The sequence below is a fragment of the Polaromonas sp. P1_F2 genome, from assembly GCF_056405735.1.
On record NZ_JBFUBN010000008.1, the window covers coordinates 194,598 to 213,314 of the forward strand.

Annotated in this window: 18 protein-coding genes; 4 read left to right on the forward strand and 14 right to left on the reverse strand. The window is 64.8% G+C overall.

Annotation, left to right across the window (positions count from 1 at the left end; translation table 11 throughout):
* Positions 1–101 precede the first annotated feature (101 nt).
* Positions 102–878, forward strand: a complete 777-nt coding sequence (locus AC1D0O_RS17135; RefSeq protein WP_477654700.1) for a MipA/OmpV family protein — start codon at positions 102–104, stop codon at positions 876–878.
* A gap of 10 nt (positions 879–888) precedes the next feature.
* Here AC1D0O_RS17135 and AC1D0O_RS17140 read toward each other — a convergent pair whose 3' ends face one another.
* From AC1D0O_RS17140 to AC1D0O_RS17190, 11 genes are all read right to left on the reverse strand, one after another.
* The gene (locus AC1D0O_RS17140; RefSeq protein ID WP_477654701.1) at positions 889–1,767 is read right to left on the reverse strand and encodes a sugar phosphate isomerase/epimerase family protein; all 879 of its coding nucleotides are present in this window, start codon (positions 1,765–1,767) and stop codon (positions 889–891) included.
* A gap of 13 nt (positions 1,768–1,780) precedes the next feature.
* Entirely contained in the window at positions 1,781–2,677 is an 897-nt protein-coding gene (locus AC1D0O_RS17145; RefSeq protein ID WP_477654702.1) for an NAD(P)-dependent oxidoreductase, read from the reverse strand.
* A gap of 4 nt (positions 2,678–2,681) precedes the next feature.
* Positions 2,682–3,383, reverse strand: a complete 702-nt coding sequence (locus AC1D0O_RS17150) for an SDR family NAD(P)-dependent oxidoreductase (RefSeq protein ID WP_477654703.1) — start codon at positions 3,381–3,383, stop codon at positions 2,682–2,684.
* A gap of 11 nt (positions 3,384–3,394) precedes the next feature.
* Complete coding sequence (locus tag AC1D0O_RS17155) at positions 3,395–4,360, reverse strand: Bug family tripartite tricarboxylate transporter substrate binding protein (protein WP_477654704.1); 966 nt, start codon at positions 4,358–4,360, stop codon at positions 3,395–3,397.
* Between the two features lie 158 nt (positions 4,361–4,518).
* Complete coding sequence (locus AC1D0O_RS17160) at positions 4,519–5,703, reverse strand: dihydrodipicolinate synthase family protein (protein WP_477654705.1); 1,185 nt, start codon at positions 5,701–5,703, stop codon at positions 4,519–4,521.
* Between the two features lie 11 nt (positions 5,704–5,714).
* Positions 5,715–6,878, reverse strand: a complete 1,164-nt coding sequence (locus tag AC1D0O_RS17165) for a Gfo/Idh/MocA family protein (protein ID WP_477654706.1) — start codon at positions 6,876–6,878, stop codon at positions 5,715–5,717.
* A 25-nt stretch (positions 6,879–6,903) separates the two neighbouring features.
* On the reverse strand, positions 6,904–8,334 hold the full coding sequence (locus AC1D0O_RS17170) for an enolase C-terminal domain-like protein (RefSeq protein WP_477654707.1): 1,431 nt from the start codon (positions 8,332–8,334) through the stop codon (positions 6,904–6,906).
* An 11-nt stretch (positions 8,335–8,345) separates the two neighbouring features.
* Positions 8,346–9,125: an ABC transporter ATP-binding protein gene (locus AC1D0O_RS17175; RefSeq protein WP_477654708.1), complete on the reverse strand. Its 780-nt coding sequence runs from the start codon at positions 9,123–9,125 to the stop codon at positions 8,346–8,348.
* A 29-nt stretch (positions 9,126–9,154) separates the two neighbouring features.
* Entirely contained in the window at positions 9,155–10,171 is a 1,017-nt protein-coding gene (locus AC1D0O_RS17180; protein ID WP_477654709.1) for an ABC transporter substrate-binding protein, read from the reverse strand.
* A gap of 82 nt (positions 10,172–10,253) precedes the next feature.
* The gene (locus AC1D0O_RS17185; RefSeq protein ID WP_477654710.1) at positions 10,254–11,027 is read right to left on the reverse strand and encodes an ABC transporter permease; all 774 of its coding nucleotides are present in this window, start codon (positions 11,025–11,027) and stop codon (positions 10,254–10,256) included.
* Positions 11,028–11,175: 148 nt separating this feature from the next.
* On the reverse strand, positions 11,176–11,823 hold the full coding sequence (locus AC1D0O_RS17190) for a TetR/AcrR family transcriptional regulator (RefSeq protein WP_477654711.1): 648 nt from the start codon (positions 11,821–11,823) through the stop codon (positions 11,176–11,178).
* Positions 11,824–11,983: 160 nt separating this feature from the next.
* Between AC1D0O_RS17190 and AC1D0O_RS17195 the strand changes: the two genes are divergently transcribed.
* The 3 genes from AC1D0O_RS17195 to AC1D0O_RS17205 all read left to right on the forward strand — a co-directional run bounded on the left by AC1D0O_RS17195 (position 11,984) and on the right by AC1D0O_RS17205 (position 14,829).
* Positions 11,984–12,292, forward strand: coding sequence for a hypothetical protein (locus AC1D0O_RS17195; protein WP_477654712.1), 309 nt, complete (start codon positions 11,984–11,986; stop codon positions 12,290–12,292).
* A 155-nt stretch (positions 12,293–12,447) separates the two neighbouring features.
* The gene (locus AC1D0O_RS17200) at positions 12,448–14,166 is read left to right on the forward strand and encodes a thiamine pyrophosphate-binding protein (protein WP_477654713.1); all 1,719 of its coding nucleotides are present in this window, start codon (positions 12,448–12,450) and stop codon (positions 14,164–14,166) included.
* A gap of 39 nt (positions 14,167–14,205) precedes the next feature.
* Positions 14,206–14,829 (forward strand): HAD family hydrolase, encoded by a 624-nt coding sequence (locus AC1D0O_RS17205; protein WP_477654714.1) that lies wholly within the window; start codon positions 14,206–14,208, stop codon positions 14,827–14,829.
* Between the two features lie 83 nt (positions 14,830–14,912).
* On the opposite strand, the gene AC1D0O_RS17210 is transcribed toward AC1D0O_RS17205, so the two are convergent.
* The 3 genes from AC1D0O_RS17210 to AC1D0O_RS17220 all read right to left on the reverse strand — a co-directional run bounded on the left by AC1D0O_RS17210 (position 14,913) and on the right by AC1D0O_RS17220 (position 18,711).
* Entirely contained in the window at positions 14,913–16,550 is a 1,638-nt protein-coding gene (locus AC1D0O_RS17210) for an ABC transporter substrate-binding protein (RefSeq protein WP_477654715.1), read from the reverse strand.
* A 134-nt stretch (positions 16,551–16,684) separates the two neighbouring features.
* A complete protein-coding gene (locus AC1D0O_RS17215; RefSeq protein ID WP_477654716.1) occupies positions 16,685–17,698 on the reverse strand; it encodes a peptide ABC transporter ATP-binding protein in 1,014 nt (337 codons plus the stop codon).
* On the reverse strand, positions 17,695–18,711 hold the full coding sequence (locus tag AC1D0O_RS17220) for an ABC transporter ATP-binding protein (protein WP_477654717.1): 1,017 nt from the start codon (positions 18,709–18,711) through the stop codon (positions 17,695–17,697). The genes AC1D0O_RS17215 and AC1D0O_RS17220 overlap by 4 nt, the downstream gene beginning before the upstream one ends.
* Positions 18,712–18,717 lie beyond the last annotated feature (6 nt).

Sequence of the window (18,717 nt, forward strand, 5' to 3'; positions counted from 1 at the left end):
CCACGGGCGAGCCGCGGTTTGTGTGCGCGGCAGCAACGGTTTTCGGGTGAACTTGCGCGCTCCGATGGCTTGAACAGGGGGCCAGGCCTATACTGATTTTCATGAGCCACACCCGGTATGCGACGGCCTTTTTACCTCGTGCCCTGCTGGGTGCCGTGTGCCTGTTGCCCACGCTGGCCGGCGCGCAGATCGCGCCGCTGAAGTACGAACTGAGCGGCGACGTCGGTGGCGCCGTCTACGGCACACAAAGCGTGATCCGCAGCAAGGGCAACGAGACCCGTTTGCTGCCCTACGGTTTTTTTGACTACGGCCGCCTCGCCGTGCGTGTGGACACCTTGAGCCTGAAGACCGTGAAATTCGGCTACGGTTACCTGGAGTTTGCGGGCCGTGTTAGCCAGGACGGCTGGCGCGCCGACACCGCCGCGCTGTCGGGCCTGAAAGACCGCAAGACACCAATCCCGCTGGGCATAGGCACTTTCCAGGAAACGCCTTACGGCGCCCTGTTCCTGAACGCCTTTGTCGACGCCAACAAGTCGCACGGCACATTGTTGGAGGCCACCTACGCGGCGGAGTTCAAGCTCGGAAGCTGGTCCTTCTTTCCGCAGGTGGGGCTGGAATACAGCAACGCCAAATACAACAACTACCTTTATGGCGTCAGCGCGGCGGAGTCGGCTGCCAGCGGCTTCTCGGTGTACAACGCGGGCGCTTCCACCGCGCCTGTGCTGGGCCTGGGGGTGGACGTGCCGCTGGGTGAGCCGTGGACGCTGACCATGCAAGTGCGTCGCAAGTGGCTGGATTCCTCGGTGCGCAACAGTCCGTTGGTCAGCCGCCGCACACAGGACACGGGTTTTATCGCGGTGTCCTACCGTTTCCGATAAACCGGTTACGTCAAACCGCCGACTTGTGCCTCGCGATACAGGTGTCCAGCACCTCGCCGCTGTCGCGCTGCCACCAGTTCCCGGCAGAAAAAATCTCCACCTCGCTGTAGCCGGCGAAGCCCTGGGCTTCCACCCAGCCGCGGATTTTCGGGATGTCGATGACACCGTCGCCCATCATGCCGCGGTCATTGAGCAAATCCGCCGTCGGCGTCAACCAGTCGCAGACGTGAAAGGCCAGCAGCCGCTCCTTGCCGGCGCGCCGGATCTGGGCTTGCAGCTTGGGATCCCACCAGACGTGGTAGACGTCCACCGCGACGCCGAGCGCGCCTGTCTTTGAAGGGTCGAGCGCATCGCAGACGTCGAGCGCATGTTCGAGGGTGTTGATGCAGGCGCGGTCCGCCGCGTACATGGGGTGCAGCGGTTCGATGGCCAGCGGCATCTTGCTGGCCCTGGCGTGTTCAAGCAAGGCGGCGATACCGTCATGCACCTGGCTGCGCGACAGCGCGATGTCCTTATGCGCCGCCTTGCCCGCCAGCGCGCCGGGCAGGCCGCCCACCACCAGCACCAGGCAGGCGGCGTTCAGTTCGCAGGCCTCGTCGACGGCGCGGCGGTTGTCGTCATGCGCCGCTTTGAGGCCGGCCGCATCGGCCGCGGGAAACATGCCGCCCCGGCAGTAACCCGAGAGCGCCAGCCCGTGGGTTTTGACGAGTTTGGAAATCACCGGCAGGCCGGCGGCGGCCACCTGGTCGCGCCAGGGTGAGACCGCGCGTATGCCGCGCGCGGCGCAGGCTTCCAGGATCTCCGTCAGCGGCTGCTCGACGCCGCGGTTTTTGCGCACGGTCGCGGTGTTGATGGAGAGCCAGCGGTGGTCTTGGGAAAAGTTTCTCATGGGGGGACTTTCATCAGGTCGATGAAGGCGGCGCGGTTTTGCGCCGGCGCAGTTCGCGGATGATGGCCGCGTTGTCGAGCTCGCCGTCGCCGGCGTCGACGGCCGCGCGCAACAGGGCCGCATGGGTTTCGGACAAGGGCAGCTCCTGGCCTTCGGCCGCGGCGCCCTGGATCATCAGCATGACGTCCTTGAGATGCTGGTGAATGCGTGACTGCGGCGCAAAGTCTTCCTCCACCATCATCCTGCCCTTGGCTTGGGCCGCGCCGGACGTGGCGGGGCTGGCCAGCACCAGCGCCAGGAACTGCTCAGGGCCTATGCCCAGGCTTTCGGCGAAGACCATGCCCTCGGCCAGCGCCGCCCGGTTCAGGCCCAGCACGAGGTTGGTCGCGAGCTTGGCCCTGGCACCCATGCCGGCGCCGCCGACGTGGATGCGGTTGCCTGAAATGGCGGACAGCACCGGCTCGCATGCCTGCAGTGCGCCGGCCTCACCCCCCAGCAGCAGGGTGGCTTCACCGGCGGCTATTTGCTGGCTGGAGCCCGAGAGCGGCGCTTCAATGAAGGCAATGCTGCGCGCCCCCAGCCGCGCGGCCAGGGCTTGGAGCTCATGAGGGGTGCCGGTGGAGCAGTCGATGATGCTGCGAACGCCGAAGACGGACAGCAGGCCTCCCGGCCCTTCGACCACCTTGAGCACGTCGCCGGTGTTGAAGACGGCCAGGACCATGCAGGAAGCCGCGTTGGCCACTTCGGCCAGGGAGCCGGCAGCGCGGCCGCCTTGGGCAGTCAGGGTTGCCCGGGCTTCTTCGCGCAGGTCGAAGCCGGTGACCTGGAAGCCGGCGGCCATCAGGCGCCGCGCCAGCGCGGTGCCGACCAGGCCCAGCCCGACAACGCCGATGGAGTTTGCCGCCGTCATGGTGTCACGCCGCGAGCGACGCGCCTCCACAGACCTGGATGTCCTGGCCGGTGATGGCCGCGGCATCGGGCGAGAGCAGGAAGGTGACCAGCGCGGCGATCTCCCGCGGCTGGATCAGGCGGCCCAGCGGCGGTAACTTCGGCGGGACCGTCGTGCGCGCAGGGTCGGCGAGCATGGCCGTTTCGGTGGCGGCCGGGGACACCACATTGACGGTGACACCCGAAGCCACGGTTTCGGCGGCCCAACTGCGCGCCAGCGCCACCAGCGCGGCCTTGGTTGCCGCGTACTGGCTGCGGCCGGCCATGCCGCGCGCCACGCGGCTGCCGATGAGCACCACGCGGCCTGTGCCTGCTTGCGCCATGGCGGGCACCACCAGGTTGGCGATGCGCATGACAGCATCCACGTGGAGCTGCCACATCAGCGCCGAGTCTTCACCGGAAAGCGCACCGAGCGGGCCCACGCGCAGCACGCCGGCGGCGTGGATGAGCGCCTGCACGCTGCCGGCTGAACGCACGGCGCGCTCCGTGGCTTCGGTGTTGCACAGGTTGACGTCGGTGGAGGAAAACGCCGGATGCACGATGCGCCCAGGCGCCAGGTCCAGCCCGACGACGTCCCAACCCTGGTCAAGCAGTGCCTGCGCAATGGCCAGGCCAATGCCGGAGCTGCTGCCCGTGACCAGGGCGCGTTTCACATCTTCAGTGGCCATGGTTGTGCATGTTATTCGACACGGATGTTGCCGTCGGTGATGATCTTCTGTGAGCGCGCCATGTCGCTGTTCTGGAATTTCGCGAAGTCCTCCGGCGTGCCGGGCGTCAGCACCAGGCCTTGCTGGAGGAGTTTCTCGCGCATGTCGCTTGCCAGCGCCTTGTTGGTCTCGGCGTTGAGTTTCTGCGTGATCTCGGCCGGCAATTTCGCCGGGCCCCACAGGCCGTACCAGCTGTAAAACTCATAGCCGGGAATCGTCTCGGCCACGGTCGGCACATCGGGCAGGTTGGGCACGCGCTTGTCGCCGGTGATGGCCACGACGCGCAGCAAGCCGCTCTTGTGGTACTGCAGCGAGCCGAGGATGGGGTCGATGAAACCGTCGATCTGGCCGCCGATCAAGTCCTGGAAAGCCGGCGCCGTGCCTTTGTAGGGCACCACGGTGTACTCGATGCCGCCGGCGCGCTTGAGCAATTCGGTGGACAGGTGGCCGGCCGAGCCGATGGAGCCGACCGCAAACGTCATCTTGCCGGGGTTGGCCTTGGCGTGGGCAATCAGCGACTTCACGTCGGTGATCGGCAGGTTCTTGTTAATGGCAATCGACAAGGGCGCCTTGGCAACGAGCGAGACGGGCGTGAAGTCTTTCACCACACCGTAGGGCACGGACTTCATGGTCATGGGTGCGGTGGTGAAAGTGGAAGCATTGAAGAGCAGGGTGTAGCCGTCCGCAGGCGCCTGCGCGACCACATGCGCACCGATGGTGCCGTTGCCGCCCGCACGGTTTTCCACCACAAAGGGCTGGCCCATCTGCTCACCGAGCTTCTGCGCCAGCTGCCGGCCCACCGCGTCCAGCGTGCCGCCGGGCGGGAAGGGAATGATGACCTTGACCGGGCGGCTGGGATAGGCCTGCGCCGCGGCGCCAAAGGCTGCGGCGGTGAGGCCGGCGGCCAGACAAGCTTTGAGGAAAATGCGCGTCTTCATGGTTTGTCTCCAGATGAATTCACTGTTGAATGAGATGACAGAAATATCGCAACAAACTTTCAAGCGGGCGCCGCGGAACCGGCTTTGCCGGGCCGCCAGCGCCGCCCCCTTGAGGGGGGAGGCCGCTACACGAAGTGAGCCGGCAACGGGGGGGGCCATTAGTCAATGCCATGCAGCGCCAGTAGCGTCTTCATGCGTCTTACGGCCAGTTCGGGTTGCTCCAACAGGTTGGCGGCATCGGCGAGGCGGAACAACTCGGCCAGGTGCTGCAGCGAACGCGTGCTCTGCTGGCCGCCCACCATCGTGAAGTGCTTCTGGTGGCCGTTGAGCCAGGCCATGAAGACCACGCCGGTTTTGTAGAAACGCGTGGGCGCGGCAAAGATGTGGCGTGACAGCGGCACGGTGGGGCCGAGGATGGCGTGGAAAGCATCGACATTGCCCTTGGCGAGTTCGCCGAGTGCGGCGCTGGCGGCGGGCGCGATGGCATCAAAGATGCCCAGCAAGGCATCGCTCTGGCCGTGCGTCGCTTCCTTGCCGAAACCGTCGCCGGCGATCAGCTCGGCGTAGTTGAAGTCGTCGCCGGTGTACATGCGCACGCCCGCGGGCAGCTTTCGGCGCATGGCGATTTCCTTGTCCTTGTCGAGCAGCGAGATCTTGATGCCGTCGACCTTGTCAGGGTGGGCATTAATGATGCCGAGCGCCGTATCCATGGCCCTTTCAACGTTGTTGCTGCCCCAGTAGCCGGCCAGCGCCGGGTCGAACATGTCGCCCAGCCAGTGCAGCACGACGGGTTGTTTTGCCTGGCTCAGGATGCGGTCGTAAACACGTTCGTAATCCGCCGGGCTTCTGGCGACGCGGGCCAGCGCGCGGCTTGCCATGACGATCAGCTTGCCGCCGAGTTTTTCGATCGCGGCCATCTGCTCCTCGTAGCCGGCGATGACTTCGTCTACGTTCTTGACGTGTTCCAGCACCAGGTGGTCGGTGCCGCAGCCGGAAGCCACCAATGCGCCCGGCATGTCTTTGGCGGCGTCCAGCGAGCGGCGTATCAATTCCAGAGAGGTCGGCCAGTCCAGGCCCATGCCGCGCTGGGCGGTGTCCATGGCCTCGGCCACGCCCAGGCCCAGCGACCACAGGTGGCGGCGGTAGGCGATGGTGGCGTCCCAGTCGACCGCGCAGGCCAGCCAGGGGTCCACTGCCGCCAGCGGGTCGGCGACCACGTGCGCGGCGGAATAGGCGATGCGGTTGAAACGCGTGCCGGGCGCAGGCGCGGCCGGCGCCTTGCCGCGCAAGGTGTAGGGCTGCAGGCCGCCGCCGGTCGAAGGCAGGGAGAGTGTCAGTGCCATGGAAATCCCCTTCAGACTTTGAGCGGCGGCACGTCGATCCAGCGCCGCTCTTTCCAGCTTTGCAGGGCCGCCTCGACCAGTTGCACGCCCTTGGCGCCTTCGGGCAAGGTCCACTTGTAGGGCTCGTTCTCGACCACGTGGCGGATGAAGTGCTCCCACTGGATCTTGAAGCCGTTGTCGTAGGTTTGCGAATCCGGGACCTCCTGCCATTGGTCGAAGAAATTCATCATCTGTTTCTCGTCGGGGTTCCACACCGGGCGCGGCGTGGTCACGCGCGACTGGGCGCGGCAGCTCGACAGGCCGGCCACGGCCGAGCCGTGTGTACCGTCCACATGGAAGGTGACCAAGTCGTCGCGGCGCACGCGGGTGGCCCAGGACATGTTCATCTGGGCGATGACAGGTTCGCCGCCGTGGCCGACAAGTTCGGCCGTGGCATAGGCCGCATCGTCGGCGGTGGCCTTGTAGGGCTTGCCGGCTTCGTCCCAGCGCTGGGGAATGTGTGTGGCGCCTATGCAGGAGATGGACTTGACCTCGCCGAACAGGTTGTCCAGCACGTAGCGCCAGTGGCACATCATGTCCAGGATCATGCCGCCGCCGTCTTCGGTGCGGTAGTTCCAGGAGGGGCGCTGTATCGGCTGCAGGTCGCCTTCGAACACCCAGTAGCCGAACTCGAGCCGCACCGACAGCATCTTGCCGAAGAAGCCGGCGCGGCGCAGCATGTCGAGCTTACGCAGGCCGGGCAGGAAAAGTTTGTCTTGCACGGCGCCGTGTTTCAGGCCGGACTTTTCGGCCAGCCGGGCAATCTCGACGGCCTCGTTGAGGTTGGTGGCGATCGGTTTTTCGCAGTAGACGTGTTTGCCGGCGCGGATGGCCTTGGCTAGCAAGGTCGGGCGCATCTGCGTGGTGCCGGCGTCGAAGAAGATCGTGTCGTCCTTGTTTTTCAAGGCTTCGTCCAGGTCGGTTCCCCAGCGGGTGATGCCGTGGGCCTTGGCCAGGGCTTCGATCTTTTCGGCGTTGCGGCCTATCAGGATGGGGTCGGGCATGGCCTTGCCGCCGTTGGAAAGCGTGACGCCGCCCTGTTTGCGGATCGCCATGATGGAGCGGATCAGGTGCTGGTTCATGCCCATGCGCCCGGTCACGCCGTGCATGATGATGCCGAGTCGTTGTGTGCTCATGTGTGTATTCCTTGTTGCGGAGGTTTTAGTAGTCGGAACGCATCGCGTCCCAGGAAATATGGCCGCCGGCCTGGCCGGTGGCGAAGCCGGGGCTGTCGAGCGAGCCCAGCGAAATCTGCCCGCCCTTGATGCGCAGCCGCACTGCGTCAAAGCTGTATTCGTACAGCGTGTCGTGCGCCAGCAGCAGGTTCTGCTGCTCGGCCTCGGGGGCGGCCATCAGCCCGTTGACGTAGTGGTGGCCGTTGCGCTCCACATGCGCCAGGCCCAGCCAGCCGACCAGCGCCAGGTCTTGCTGCACGCCCAGGCCGGCCTGCATGGTGAGGTCTTCGCCCGAGAGGAAGTGGTGCGTGCCCGGTGCCTGTGCATTCCACAGCGCGCAGCGCGCGGCGTTGATGACCGACTTGTAGAAGCCCTTGCAGCTTTTGCTGGACACACCGGTGTAGCCCAGCGCCCTGGCCTGGACGAAGGCATCCAGCGTGGCATCGGATTCATCCACCAGCAGGGGAACGTGTCTGGCCAATGCCGACACGTCCTGCGCCAGCGCCTGGTCGCGGCGCAGCGGCTGCTCCACGAAGGCGGTGCAGGCCAGCAGCGGCGCGAGCTGGGGGGTGGCGCTGAGCCGCGCGAAGAAGTCAGCGAAGGCGCCGGCGCTGGCGTATTGCTCGTTGCCGTCCAGCGTGACGACGCGCGCCACGCCTTCCAGCACATGGCTGATGGCCGTCAGGCGCTCCATGTCGGTTTCGGTGTCGCCGCTGAGCTTGATCTTGAAATGACGGTGGCCGTAACGCGTGACGGCCGACTCCAGCGAGGTGGGCAGGCCGTCGGCGGGCTCCTGGGCCGGTTTGTCCGCTTGGGTGATCGCGTCGGCCAGCCCGACGGTATGCCGCGCCGCGATCTGTTTGCGCGGCATCTGCAGCGACAGAAAGCGCGCCATGTCGAAATCGCGCAGGTCGGCGGCCAGGCCGCTGCCGCGCAGGTCCATGCCGGCCACGTTGGCGCTCATGCCGGCGGCAAAGCTGCAACTGAGCTTGAGCAGCAGTGCGTCGAGGATGGCGCGGTCCAGCAGGGCGGGGCCGTAGCTGGCGGCCAGCGGGTTCAGGCCGGCGGCCGCGCCGCTGGCCAGCAGTGCCTGGTAATGGTGCGCAAAGTGCTGCCAGGCGGTCCGGGCCGAGGTATCGGCGCTGTAGGCGGCGCGGGCGGCCGTGAGCGCATCGCGCAACTGCTGGAAGTTGTCTTCGTTCGACAGGGTCGGGTTTTTGTCGAACCACTTCGGGATCATCATTTCCGCCGCGCATCCCTCTGAGGTCGACCCGTCGGCGAAGCGTATGCGGGCCCGCGCATAGACCTGGGGACAGGAAGTCACGGTGGCCGCGCCAAAGCGGAAGGGCAGGCGCAGCACCACGTCGCGCTCGGAAAAGCGGATGTCGTCGATACGGAAACGCAGAGCTTCGTCCATGGCGTGCGGCTTCAGTGGTCCAGCGTGCCCTGCGAATAAAAATGCGCGCGCACCTTTTTGGCATAGACCGCGAACTCGGGCGAGCCCATCATGTCCAGTGTGCGCGGGCGCGGCAGGTCTATGTCATAGATCGCGGCAATGGAACCCGGCCGCTCGCTCATCACGATGACGCGGTCGGACAGGAACACGGCCTCGGGAATGCTGTGGGTGATCAGCAGTACGGTCTTTTGCGAAGCCGACCAGATGCGCTGCAGCTCCAGGTTCATCTTCTCGCGCGTCATCGCGTCCAGCGCGCCGAAGGGTTCGTCCATCAGCAGCACCGAGGGGTCGTGCAGCAGCGCCCGGCAGATCGAGGCGCGCTGCTGCATGCCGCCCGACAGCTGCCAGGGGTATTTGTTTTCAAATCCCTTGAGGCCGGCCATCTCGATCAGCTGCATTGCCTTGGCCAGCGAATGTTCTTTGGGCATATGGCGCATTTCGGCCTGCAGGAGGATGTTCTTGAGCACCGTGCGCCAGGCCAGCAGCACCGCGCTCTGGAACACGATGCCCACGTCTTTTTGCGGGCCATTGATGGGCTTGCCCGCCAGGGTCAGCGTGCCGCCCGAGATGGGCAGCAGGCCGGCCACCATTTTCAGCAGCGTGCTTTTGCCGCAGCCCGAAGGCCCGACGACGGAGATGAATTCGCCTTCGCGGATCGAAAAATCCAGGGGCTTGAGCGACTCGACCGGGCCGTCCTTGGTCTGGTAGGTCTTGGAGACACCGCGGGCTTCTATCAGGTGGTCGTTGGGCATGGATGCGATACGCCTTCTTCAGTTCTTCTTCAGTTCGCTGGAAGAAAGTCGAGATTCACATAGTCTTCGGGCTTGCCGCGCGTGGAGGCATCCATGCCGCCGTATTGCACCAGCAAGTCCAGTGAGTCGCTGACGTTTTTCATCGTGACGCGGAAGGGGCGCTGGCTGGCGGTTTCCTTGGTGTGGTACAGCGCCACGCTTTGTTTCATGCCAACGATCAGCGTGTCGCGCACGCCGGCCTTGGGGTTGGCCTTGAGCATCGCGTCGACGGCCGCTTCAGGGCTTTTCTCGGCAGCCTCGGCGGCGCGCGTGGAGGCGCGCATAAAGCGTTTGACCAGGTCGGGGTTCTCGGTCAGCAGGTTTTTGTTGGCGATGATGCCGGAGCTGATCTGGTTGATGCCCGAGTCGGCGAAGCGTATCGGGTAGACCTGCTTGCCGGTGGCATCCTGCAGCTTGATGGCTTGGTCCATGACGTAGCCCAGCAGCAGGTCGGCTTGGCCGTTCATCACGGCATTGAGCTTGGTCTGGCCGTCGCCCGAGACGATCTTGACCTGGTCGGCCTGGATGTTGTTGACTTTGAGGAACAGCGGCCACATCTGCGACATCGAGTCGCCCGGCGTGGTGGCCACCGTCTTGCCGATGATGTCTTTGGGCGTCTTGATGTTCTTGTCGGCAAAGCCCATGACCGACATGGGGCTCACCTGGAACAGCACGCCGGTGGACTTGAGCGGCGCGCCCTTGGCGGCGGCCTTGATCATGGTAGTGACGTCGATGTAGCCGAAAGTGGCCGACTTGGCCGCCACGGCCTGGGCGGTGACGGCCGAGCCGCGGCCTTCCTGGATGTCGAGGTCTATGCCTTCCTCGGCGTAGAAGCCGCGCTCCTTGCCGAGGAAAAAGGGCGCGTGCTCGCTGTAGAGGTACCAGTTGAGCATCAGCGTGACTTTTTCGGGGGCCTTGGTCTGCGCCTGGGCGGGAGCGGCCAGCGTCAAGGCCAGCGCCAGCGCGCCCGCAGTGGCGGTGAGCAAAGAGGGAAAGCGTTTTTTCATGATGTGTCTCCTGGGGTTGCCGTGATGGAACGTGGATAGGGGAACGCGAACGAACGAAAAGAACGGGAAAGACTGGAGGAACTCAGAACACCTGGCGCTGCGAGGCATGCCAGGGAATCATCAGCCGCTCGACCAGGTCTATGGCCGCGAACAGCAGCACACCGATGGAGGACAGCACCACCAGCGCGGCGAACATCAGGGGCAGGTCGAAGTTGCCGTTGGCCACCTGCAGCACGTAGCCGATGCCGGAATTCGAGCCGACGAATTCGCCGACCACCGCGCCCACCACGGCCAGCGTGATGGAGACCTTGAGGCCGCTGAAGATGGCGGGCAGGGCCTGCGGCAGGCTTATCTTGAAGAAAGTCTGCAGGCGGCTGGCGCCCATGGAGCGCGCCAGGTCCAGCATGTCGGGCTCGACCGACTTGAAGCCCATGACAGTGGACACCACGACCGGGAAAAAGCCCAGCAGGAAGGCCGAGATGATCTTGGGAAAGATGCCGAAGCCGAACCACACGACAAACAGCGGCGCGATCGCGACCTTGGGGATGCTTTGCGAAAACACCAGCAGCGGGTAGACATAGGACTCGACGACGCGGGAGTAGGCGATCACCATGGCCAGCGGGATGCCGATGAGGATGGTGAGTGCGAAGCCGCCCAGCGTGGCCTGGGTGGTCTTCCAGCTTTCGCGCAGCAGGCGGCTCCATTCGGACACCAGCTGCTCCACGACCTGCTCGGGGCGCGGGATCAGGTAGGCCGGGATCTTGAAGACGCGTATGGCCAGGTCCCACAGCACCAGCAGCAGGATGATCAGCAGGAAGGGCCTGAGTGCCGGTAACAGCAGCAACTTGCGCAGCATCGGATAAGTCTCCTGGTTGCCCATGCGGCATGGCGCCGCGGGCCGGCACGTCCGTATGTAACTATATGGTGAATTGTTGGGGCTGCGCTGGAGGCTGTCAACGGCCCCTAGGGAAACTCCGGGGGTGGGCAGGCGGGCAGGCCGGCGCTCAGTGCATCACGTAGCCGAGCACCATGTCCGTCATGTGCGACAGGCGCTGGGCCATGGCCTTGGGGGCGCGCAGATCACGCCCGAAGATGGTCGAGAGCGTCTGGTTGTTCGAGAGGTAGAAGTAACAAATCGACGCAATCGAGATGTAGAGCTGGATGGGGTCTATGCCGGCCCGGAACAGCTCCTGGCGGCGCCCGCGCTCAAGCACCGTGTCCAGCATTTGCACCAGCGGCGAGTTCATTTCCTGGATGCGCGAGGACTTCTTCAGGTGCGCCGCGTTGTGCTGGTTTTCACTGTTGAGCAGCGAGATGAACTCGGGGTGCTCCAGGTAGTAGTGCCAGGTGAAGGAGACCAGTTCGCGTATCGCCTCGACCGGATCCATTTCATCGAGGTGCAGCTTCTGCTCGGCCGCGCGTATGTCGGCGTAGGTGTTCTCCAGCACCGCGAGGAAGAGGTCGTCCTTGCTCTTGAAGTAGTAATAGATCAGGCGCTTGTTGATGTCGGCGCGCTCGGCGATACGGTCCACCCGGGCGCCGGCCAGGCCATAGAGCGCGAACTCGTCGCGCGCGGCCAGGAGTATGGTTTGCTGCGAGCGGTCCGCGTCGCGTGAGCGGGGTTCCTGTGCGGAGGAGGGTGTGGCTGCCATGTTGCAAATTTAACTGTTTGGTGAATTATTGCAAGTCCTGTGGGCCAAATTGCCGAAGGCCGCGCCGTGGACACTATCGTCGCAACCGCTATCGCCGCATAATCAAAACAGGCTTTGGCCATTCGCGCCCAGGCCGCAACGCAAGCCAAGGAGGCCCATCATGAGCAATTCGAACACCCCCAAAGACGGTGACTTCGCGCACTGGGTTGAAGAAAAATCTGAAGCACTCAGGTTTGAGCTTGGCGAAAAATTCCCCGTTCCACCCACCATCCTCGTCTCGCCCTCGGTGCATGCGGAAACCGGCCGGCAAAAACTCGAGGAAGTGCTGCTGGAGCACGAAGAGCCGACGCAGGAGTTCCTCGACGAACTGGCCGCCCTCGAAGCGGCCCCACCGCTGAGCGATGAAGAGTTGGATCGCCAGGCTCTGGCTGCCGGCGGCAGCGATGGCGACGCCGCGACGCCTGAATAGCCCCCACGCTCCCCCACTTCGTGTGGGTCGCTGCTCCCGGAGGGGGGGGCGCTGCGCCTGCGGTCTGGCAAAGCCAGTCCCGCGGCCCCTGCTTGGTTGAGAGCCCCACATTCAGTCCCCGTGCCTGTATCTGTTCCAGCGGCACAATAGCCTTCATGACTCAACAACTTGCCGGCCACCTTCTCGTTGATTGCCTTCTGGCCCAGGGCGTCACCCACGCATTCGGCGTGCCCGGTGAAAGTTACCTGGCCGTGCTCGACGGCCTGCATGCGCGCCAGGGCAAGATCCAGTTCGTCACCTGCCGGCAGGAGGGCGGCGCGGCCTTCATGGCCGAGGCTCATGGCAAGCTGACCGGCCGGCCCGGCGTTTGCATGGTCACGCGCGGGCCGGGCGCCACGAATGCCTCCATCGGCGTGCACACGGCCTTCCAGGATTCCACCCCCATGGTGCTGCTGGTGGGCGACGTGGCGAGCGACTGCCGCGACCGCGAGGCCTTCCAGGAGGTGGACTACTTTAATTTCTTCGGCCCCAGCACCAAGGGTTTCGCCAAGCGCGTGGAACGCATCGACGACGCCGACCGCATTCCCGAATACGTAGCGCGCGCCTTTGCCACCGCGATGAACGGCCGCCCCGGCCCGGTGGTGCTGGTGCTGCCGGAAGACATGCTGACGCGCATGACGGCCGCGCAGCCGCTGCCGCGCGTGGAGGCGGTGCAGGCCTGGAGCGACCCGGGATCGCTGCGCACGCTGCGCGAGATGCTGCTCAAGTCCGAGCGCCCGCTGATCATCGCGGGCGGCGGCGGCTGGACGCCGCAGTCGGCGCAGGCGCTGCAGCGCTTCGCCGAAAACTGGAAGCTGCCGGTGGGCAATGCCTTCCGCTTCCAGGACACTTTTGACAACCACCACCCGCTTTATGCCGGCGACGTGGGCATTGGCCTCAATCCCAAGCTGGCCGCGCGCGTGAAGGCCAGCGACCTGATCATCGCCATCGGCCCGCGCCTGGGCGAAATGACGACCGGCAACTACACGCTGCTCGAAGCGCCCCGGCCGAAACAAAAACTGGTGCACATCCATGCCAGCGCCGAAGAACTCAACCGCGTTTACCAGGCCGACCTGGCCATCAACGCCACCATGAACGCCGCCGCGCGTTCGCTGGAGGTGCTGACAGCGCCGGTGACCGTTGCCTGGGAGGCCTGGACGGCATCGGCCAACGAGGACTACCTGGAGAACCTGCAGCCCACGCCTTCGGCCAATCTGCCGGGCGACATCGACATGCCGGCCATCGTCGGCCTGCTGCAAAAACATTTGCCGGCTGATGCGGTGCTGACCAATGGCGCGGGCAACTTCGCCAGCTGGGTGCATCGCTTCTTCAAGCACCACGGCCTGGTCAAGGGCCACAAGACGCAGCTGGCGCCCACCGTGGGCGCCATGGGCTACGGCGTGCCGGCGGGCATCGCCGCGGCCATCACGACGGGCCGCACGGCGTTCACGATTGCCGGCGACGGCGATTTTTTGATGAACGGCCAGGAGCTGGCCACGGCCGTGCAGCACGGTGCAAAAAGCATCATCGTGCTGCTCAACAACGGCATGTACGGCACCATACGCATGCACCAGGAAAGGGAGTACCCGACGCACGAAAGTGGTTCACGCCTGAACAACCCGGACTTCGCCGGCCTGGCGCGCGCCTACGGCTATGCCGGCGTGCGCATCACGCGCACCGCCGAATTTGAAGTCGAACTGCTGGCGGCCCTGGAACGCAAAGAGGGCACGGTGATCGAAGTGACGCTGGACCCGGAAGTCATCACCACGCGCGGTACGCTGTCGGCGATCACCACTGCGGCCGCCGCGCGGCTCGCCGGCGGCTCGGGTCTTTGATCGGGCGGACCTGGTTCACGAACGGCAAAGAGCAAGGGTATGAACGTGGTTTTCGACTTCGGCGCGGTGCTGTTCGAGTGGCAACCGGCTGAGCTTTTACGCACCCACTTGAGCCATGTCACGCCGACGGCCGAGGCGGCCCGGAAGCTGGCGGCGGACATGTTCCACCATGAGGACTGGGCGGCCTTCGACCGCGGTACGCGCGAGTTGCCCGATGTGGTGGCATCCATGGCGCGGCGGCTGGCCTTGCCGGCTGATTTGCTGCATGGGTTTCTCGCGCCTATCGGGGAGCGCCTGCTGCCCATTGAAACCACTGTGGCTTTGCTGGAGCAGTTGCAGCAGCGCCGCCGCAGCCGGGGCGACGTGCATCTCTATTACCTTTCCAATATGCCATCGCCTTTTGCGCGAGTCCTGGAAAGCCGGCACGACTTCCTGCGCCATTTCGACGGTGGCATCTTCTCAGGCGACGTGAAATTGGCCAAACCCGACCCGGCGATCTTCGAGCTGCTGGCCGAGCGCTATGGGCTGGCGCCGGCCGACACGCTGTTCATCGACGATCTCGCCGCCAATGTCGCCGCGGCCCGGCAACTGGGCTGGCAGACCATCCACTGCACGGCACCCGCCGGCTTGCCGGCCCAGGTGGCGGCACTGTTACCTGCCTGAGCTCCCATAAAAAAAGGCCGGGGTGACCCGGCCTTTTTTATGGGAAGCAGCCTCATGACAAGGCGGCCTCAAACCATGAAGGATTACTCCTTGATGTCCACGGCGTAGAAGTTGTGGCGGCCGAACGGGCTGTTCTTGTAGCCGATCACGCTCTTGCGGATGGGCTTCAATTGCACCGCGTGGGCGATGGTGAACCAGGGAGCCTGTTCCTTGAAGATGACCTGGGCCTGCTGGTAGAGCTTGATGCGCTCTGCAGGGTTGGTCACGGTCTTGGCCTTCAGGACCAGGTCTTCATACGGCTGGTAGCAGAACTTGGCGATGTTGGAACCGCTGGCCGACTGGGCCGAGGCGCAGCCGAGCAGGGTGTACATGAAGTTGTCAGGATCGCCGTTGTCGCCGGTCCAGCCCAGCATGCCCATCTGGTGTTCGCCGGCCTGCAGGCGCTTGCGATACTCGCCCCATTCGAAGCTCTTGATCTCGGCGGTCACACCGACCTTGACCAGGTCCGCTTGCATCAACTCGGCGATGCGCTTGGCATTCGGGTTGTACGGGCGCTGCACGGGCATGGCCCACAGGTCGGTGGTGAAACCGTTGGGGAAACCGGCCTGGGCCAGCAATTTCTTGGCGGCTTCGGGGTTGTACTCGTCGTCCTTGATGGCGTTGTTGTACGCGGCCATGGTCGGCGGGATCGGGTTCTTGGCGGCGACGCCGGTGCTCAGGTACACGCCGTCAACAATGGCTTTCTTGTTGATGGCCATGTTGATGGCCTTGCGCACGCGCACGTCGTCAAAGGGCTTCTTGGTCGTGTTGTAGGCGAGGTAGCCGACGTTCAGGCCGGCCTGCTCGACGATGGTGACGTTGGAGTCCTTGCGGATCGCGTCGAGGTCGGCGGGGTTGGGGTAAGGCATGACCTGGCATTCGTTCTTCTGCAGCTTGGCCCAGCGGACCGATGCGTCAGGCGTGATCGAGTACACGAGGTCGTCGATCTTGGCTTTGCCGCCCCAGTACTGCGGGAAGGCCTTGTAGCGGATGACCGCGTCTTTCTGGTACTGCACCAGGTAGAAGGGGCCGGTGCCGACCGGGTCCTGGTCGATTTTTTCCGGCGTGCCGGCTTTCAGCATGGCGTCGGCGTATTCCTTGGACTGGACTGCCGCGTAAGGCATGGCCAGGTTGGCGAGGAAGGGCGCTTCAGGCTGGTTCAGCGTGATCTTGATGGTGAGGTCGTTGACCTTTTCCACCGATTTGATCAGCTTGGGCATGCCCATGTCGCTGAAGTAGGAGTGGTTGGGGCTGGTGACCTTGAAGAAGGCGTTGTCTTCCTTCCACTGGCGCTCGAACATGAACAGCACGTCGTCGGCGTTGAAGTCGCGCGTCGGCTTGAAGGCCTTGTTGCTGGCGTGCCATTTCACGCCCTTGCGCAGCGTGAAGGTGTATTCCTTGCCGTCGGCGGAAATGTCCCATTTCTCGGCCAGGCCGGGAACGACCTTGGTGCCGCCGTATTCGAATTCGACGAGGCGGTTGTAGACGGGTTCGTTGGCATCAAACGACGTACCCGTGGTGTTGACGCCGGGGTAGAAGTTTTCGGGGCTGCCTTCAGAGCAGAACACCAGCGTCTTCGCGGAGACGGGTGAAAGTGCCAGCAGCGCTGGCAGGGCGACGGCGCACAGCAATGCGCGCTGGACCGGGCGGAGCCGGCTTGCACTTGGTTTGATCTGAATCATTTGACGATCCCTTTGGAGGTTGATGCTGCTTCGCAGCGGGGCTTGCGGCCAGTTTGCACCACATTTGTGACGTGGTGCGCCCTGGTCATTGAAAAACGTGGCCTGAAACCGGTGCGGGAAGGCATGGTTTCAGGTCACGCAGTGAGAAAGTTTTCGGCATAGTGGCACGCAACCTGCCGGTCCGCAACTTCGCGCAACTGCGGCCTTTCGGCGCGGCAGCGGTCGGTGACATGCGGGCAACGGGTCGAAAAGACGCAGCCGGTGGGCGGGTTCAGGGGCGAGGGAAGCTCGCCCTTGAGCACGATGCGCTGCTTGACGCCGGTACTGCCGGCCAGGCCCGGCGTGGAGGCCAGCAAGGCCTGGGTGTAGGGGTGCAGGGGTTTGTTGAACAGGGTGTTCTTCTCGCCTTGCTCGACCGCGTGGCCCAGGTACATCACCAGCACGTCGTGGGCGATGTGGCGCACCACGCCCAGGTCGTGCGAGATGAACAGGTAGGCCAGGCCCATGGACTGCTGCAGGTCGGCCAGCAGGTTGAGCACCTGGGCCTGGATGGAGACGTCGAGTGCCGACACCGGCTCGTCGGCCACCACCACGGTGGGGTTGAGCATCAGGGCGCGCGCGATGGCGATGCGCTGGCGCTGCCCGCCCGAAAACATGTGCGGGTAGCGGTCGTAGTGCTCGGGGCGCAGGCCCACCATGGCCAGCATGGCTCTGGCCTTGGCGGCGCGTTCTTCGGCGTTCAGGCTGGTGTTGATTTCGAGCGGAGCTTCAAGGATGGCGCCGATTTTTTTGCGCGGGTTCAGCGAGCCGTAAGGGTTCTGGAACACCAGCTGCACGGCCTTGCGCAGGCCCAGGCGCTGTTCGTGAGGGGCGCCCACGGCGTCGATGCCGGTGATGCGCAGTTCGCCACCCGTGGGGGTTTCGATCAGCGACACCATGCGGGCCAGCGTGGACTTGCCGCAACCGGATTCGCCGACGACGGCCAGGGTCTTGCCGGCGTGGACCGAGAAGGACACGCCGCCGACCGCCTGCAGGTGGTCGGACTTGCGCATGAAGCCGCGGCGGATCTCATAGACCTGCTTGAGGTTTTTGGCCTCGACGACGGGGCCTGACGGCACGGCGTTGGGGGTGAGGGCGGCGGTGCTCATTGCGCGGCCTCCATCAGCGGGGTGTCGCGCTCGATGTTGGCCTGGCGGCTCGGGTCGCCCAGCGGGTAGTGGCAACGCACCATGCCGTCTTTCCAGGCGCGCAGCAGCGGGCGCTCGTTGCGCGAATGCTCGGTGGCATAGGCGCAGCGCGGGGCGAACAGGCAGCCGGTGGGCCGGTCGTAGAGGCCGGGCACCATGCCGGGAATGGTCGCCAGGCGCGCGCTGCCGTCGCTGCGCTCGGGCAGGGCCGACAGCAGGGCTTCGGTGTAGGGATGCTGGGGCGTGTTGAAGAGGGCGTGTGCGCTTTGCTCTTCCATGATCTGGCCGGCGTACATGACCGCGATGCGCTGCGCCATTTCGGACACCACGCCCATGTTGTGGGTGATCAGCACCAGGGCCATGCCGCGTTCTTTCTGCAGGCTGCGCAGCAAATCGAGGATCTGCGCCTGGATGGTCACGTCCAGCGCCGTGGTCGGCTCGTCGGCGATCAGCAGGCGCGGGTTGCAGGCGATCGCCATGGCGATCATCACGCGCTGGTTCATGCCGCCCGAGAGCTGGTGCGGATAGGCCTTGAGGCGGCTTTCGGGCGAGTTGATGCCGACCTGTTCGAGCAGCTCGATGGCCTTGCGACTGGCGGCTTTTTTGTCCAGCCCCAAGTGCAGGCGCAGGGTTTCGGTGATCTGGAAACCGACGGTGAAGCAGGGGTTCAGGCTGGTCGTTGGTTCCTGGAAGATCATCGCCACGTCCTTGCCGATGAGCTTGTTGCGCTCGCCTTGCGACAGCTTGAGGAGGTCGTGGCCGGCGAAGCGGAGCTTGTCGGCCTTGACGCGGCCGGGGTAGGCCACCAGGCCCATCAGGGCCATCATGGTGACGCTTTTGCCGGAGCCGGATTCACCGACGATGCCGAGGACTTCGCCTTCTTCAAGCGACAGGCTGATGCCGTCGACGGCGTGCATCACGCCGTTTTGCGAGGGGAACTCGACGGAGAGGTTTTCTATTTCTAACAAAGCCATACGAAA

Coding starts and splice junctions, on each gene's coding strand:
- AC1D0O_RS17215 (WP_477654716.1), bottom strand. CDS start 17,698: ATGAGCACCGCCGCCCTCACCCCCAACGCCGTGCCGTCAGGCCCCGTC.
- AC1D0O_RS17140 (WP_477654701.1), bottom strand. CDS start 1,767: ATGAGAAACTTTTCCCAAGACCACCGCTGGCTCTCCATCAACACCGCG.
- AC1D0O_RS17175 (WP_477654708.1), bottom strand. CDS start 9,125: ATGCCCAACGACCACCTGATAGAAGCCCGCGGTGTCTCCAAGACCTAC.
- AC1D0O_RS17180 (WP_477654709.1), bottom strand. CDS start 10,171: ATGAAAAAACGCTTTCCCTCTTTGCTCACCGCCACTGCGGGCGCGCTG.
- AC1D0O_RS17170 (WP_477654707.1), bottom strand. CDS start 8,334: ATGGACGAAGCTCTGCGTTTCCGTATCGACGACATCCGCTTTTCCGAG.
- AC1D0O_RS17195 (WP_477654712.1), top strand. CDS start 11,984: ATGAGCAATTCGAACACCCCCAAAGACGGTGACTTCGCGCACTGGGTT.
- AC1D0O_RS17200 (WP_477654713.1), top strand. CDS start 12,448: ATGACTCAACAACTTGCCGGCCACCTTCTCGTTGATTGCCTTCTGGCC.
- AC1D0O_RS17165 (WP_477654706.1), bottom strand. CDS start 6,878: ATGAGCACACAACGACTCGGCATCATCATGCACGGCGTGACCGGGCGC.
- AC1D0O_RS17205 (WP_477654714.1), top strand. CDS start 14,206: ATGAACGTGGTTTTCGACTTCGGCGCGGTGCTGTTCGAGTGGCAACCG.
- AC1D0O_RS17185 (WP_477654710.1), bottom strand. CDS start 11,027: ATGCTGCGCAAGTTGCTGCTGTTACCGGCACTCAGGCCCTTCCTGCTG.
- AC1D0O_RS17145 (WP_477654702.1), bottom strand. CDS start 2,677: ATGACGGCGGCAAACTCCATCGGCGTTGTCGGGCTGGGCCTGGTCGGC.
- AC1D0O_RS17160 (WP_477654705.1), bottom strand. CDS start 5,703: ATGGCACTGACACTCTCCCTGCCTTCGACCGGCGGCGGCCTGCAGCCC.
- AC1D0O_RS17155 (WP_477654704.1), bottom strand. CDS start 4,360: ATGAAGACGCGCATTTTCCTCAAAGCTTGTCTGGCCGCCGGCCTCACC.
- AC1D0O_RS17210 (WP_477654715.1), bottom strand. CDS start 16,550: ATGATTCAGATCAAACCAAGTGCAAGCCGGCTCCGCCCGGTCCAGCGC.
- AC1D0O_RS17190 (WP_477654711.1), bottom strand. CDS start 11,823: ATGGCAGCCACACCCTCCTCCGCACAGGAACCCCGCTCACGCGACGCG.
- AC1D0O_RS17150 (WP_477654703.1), bottom strand. CDS start 3,383: ATGGCCACTGAAGATGTGAAACGCGCCCTGGTCACGGGCAGCAGCTCC.
- AC1D0O_RS17220 (WP_477654717.1), bottom strand. CDS start 18,711: ATGGCTTTGTTAGAAATAGAAAACCTCTCCGTCGAGTTCCCCTCGCAA.
- AC1D0O_RS17135 (WP_477654700.1), top strand. CDS start 102: ATGAGCCACACCCGGTATGCGACGGCCTTTTTACCTCGTGCCCTGCTG.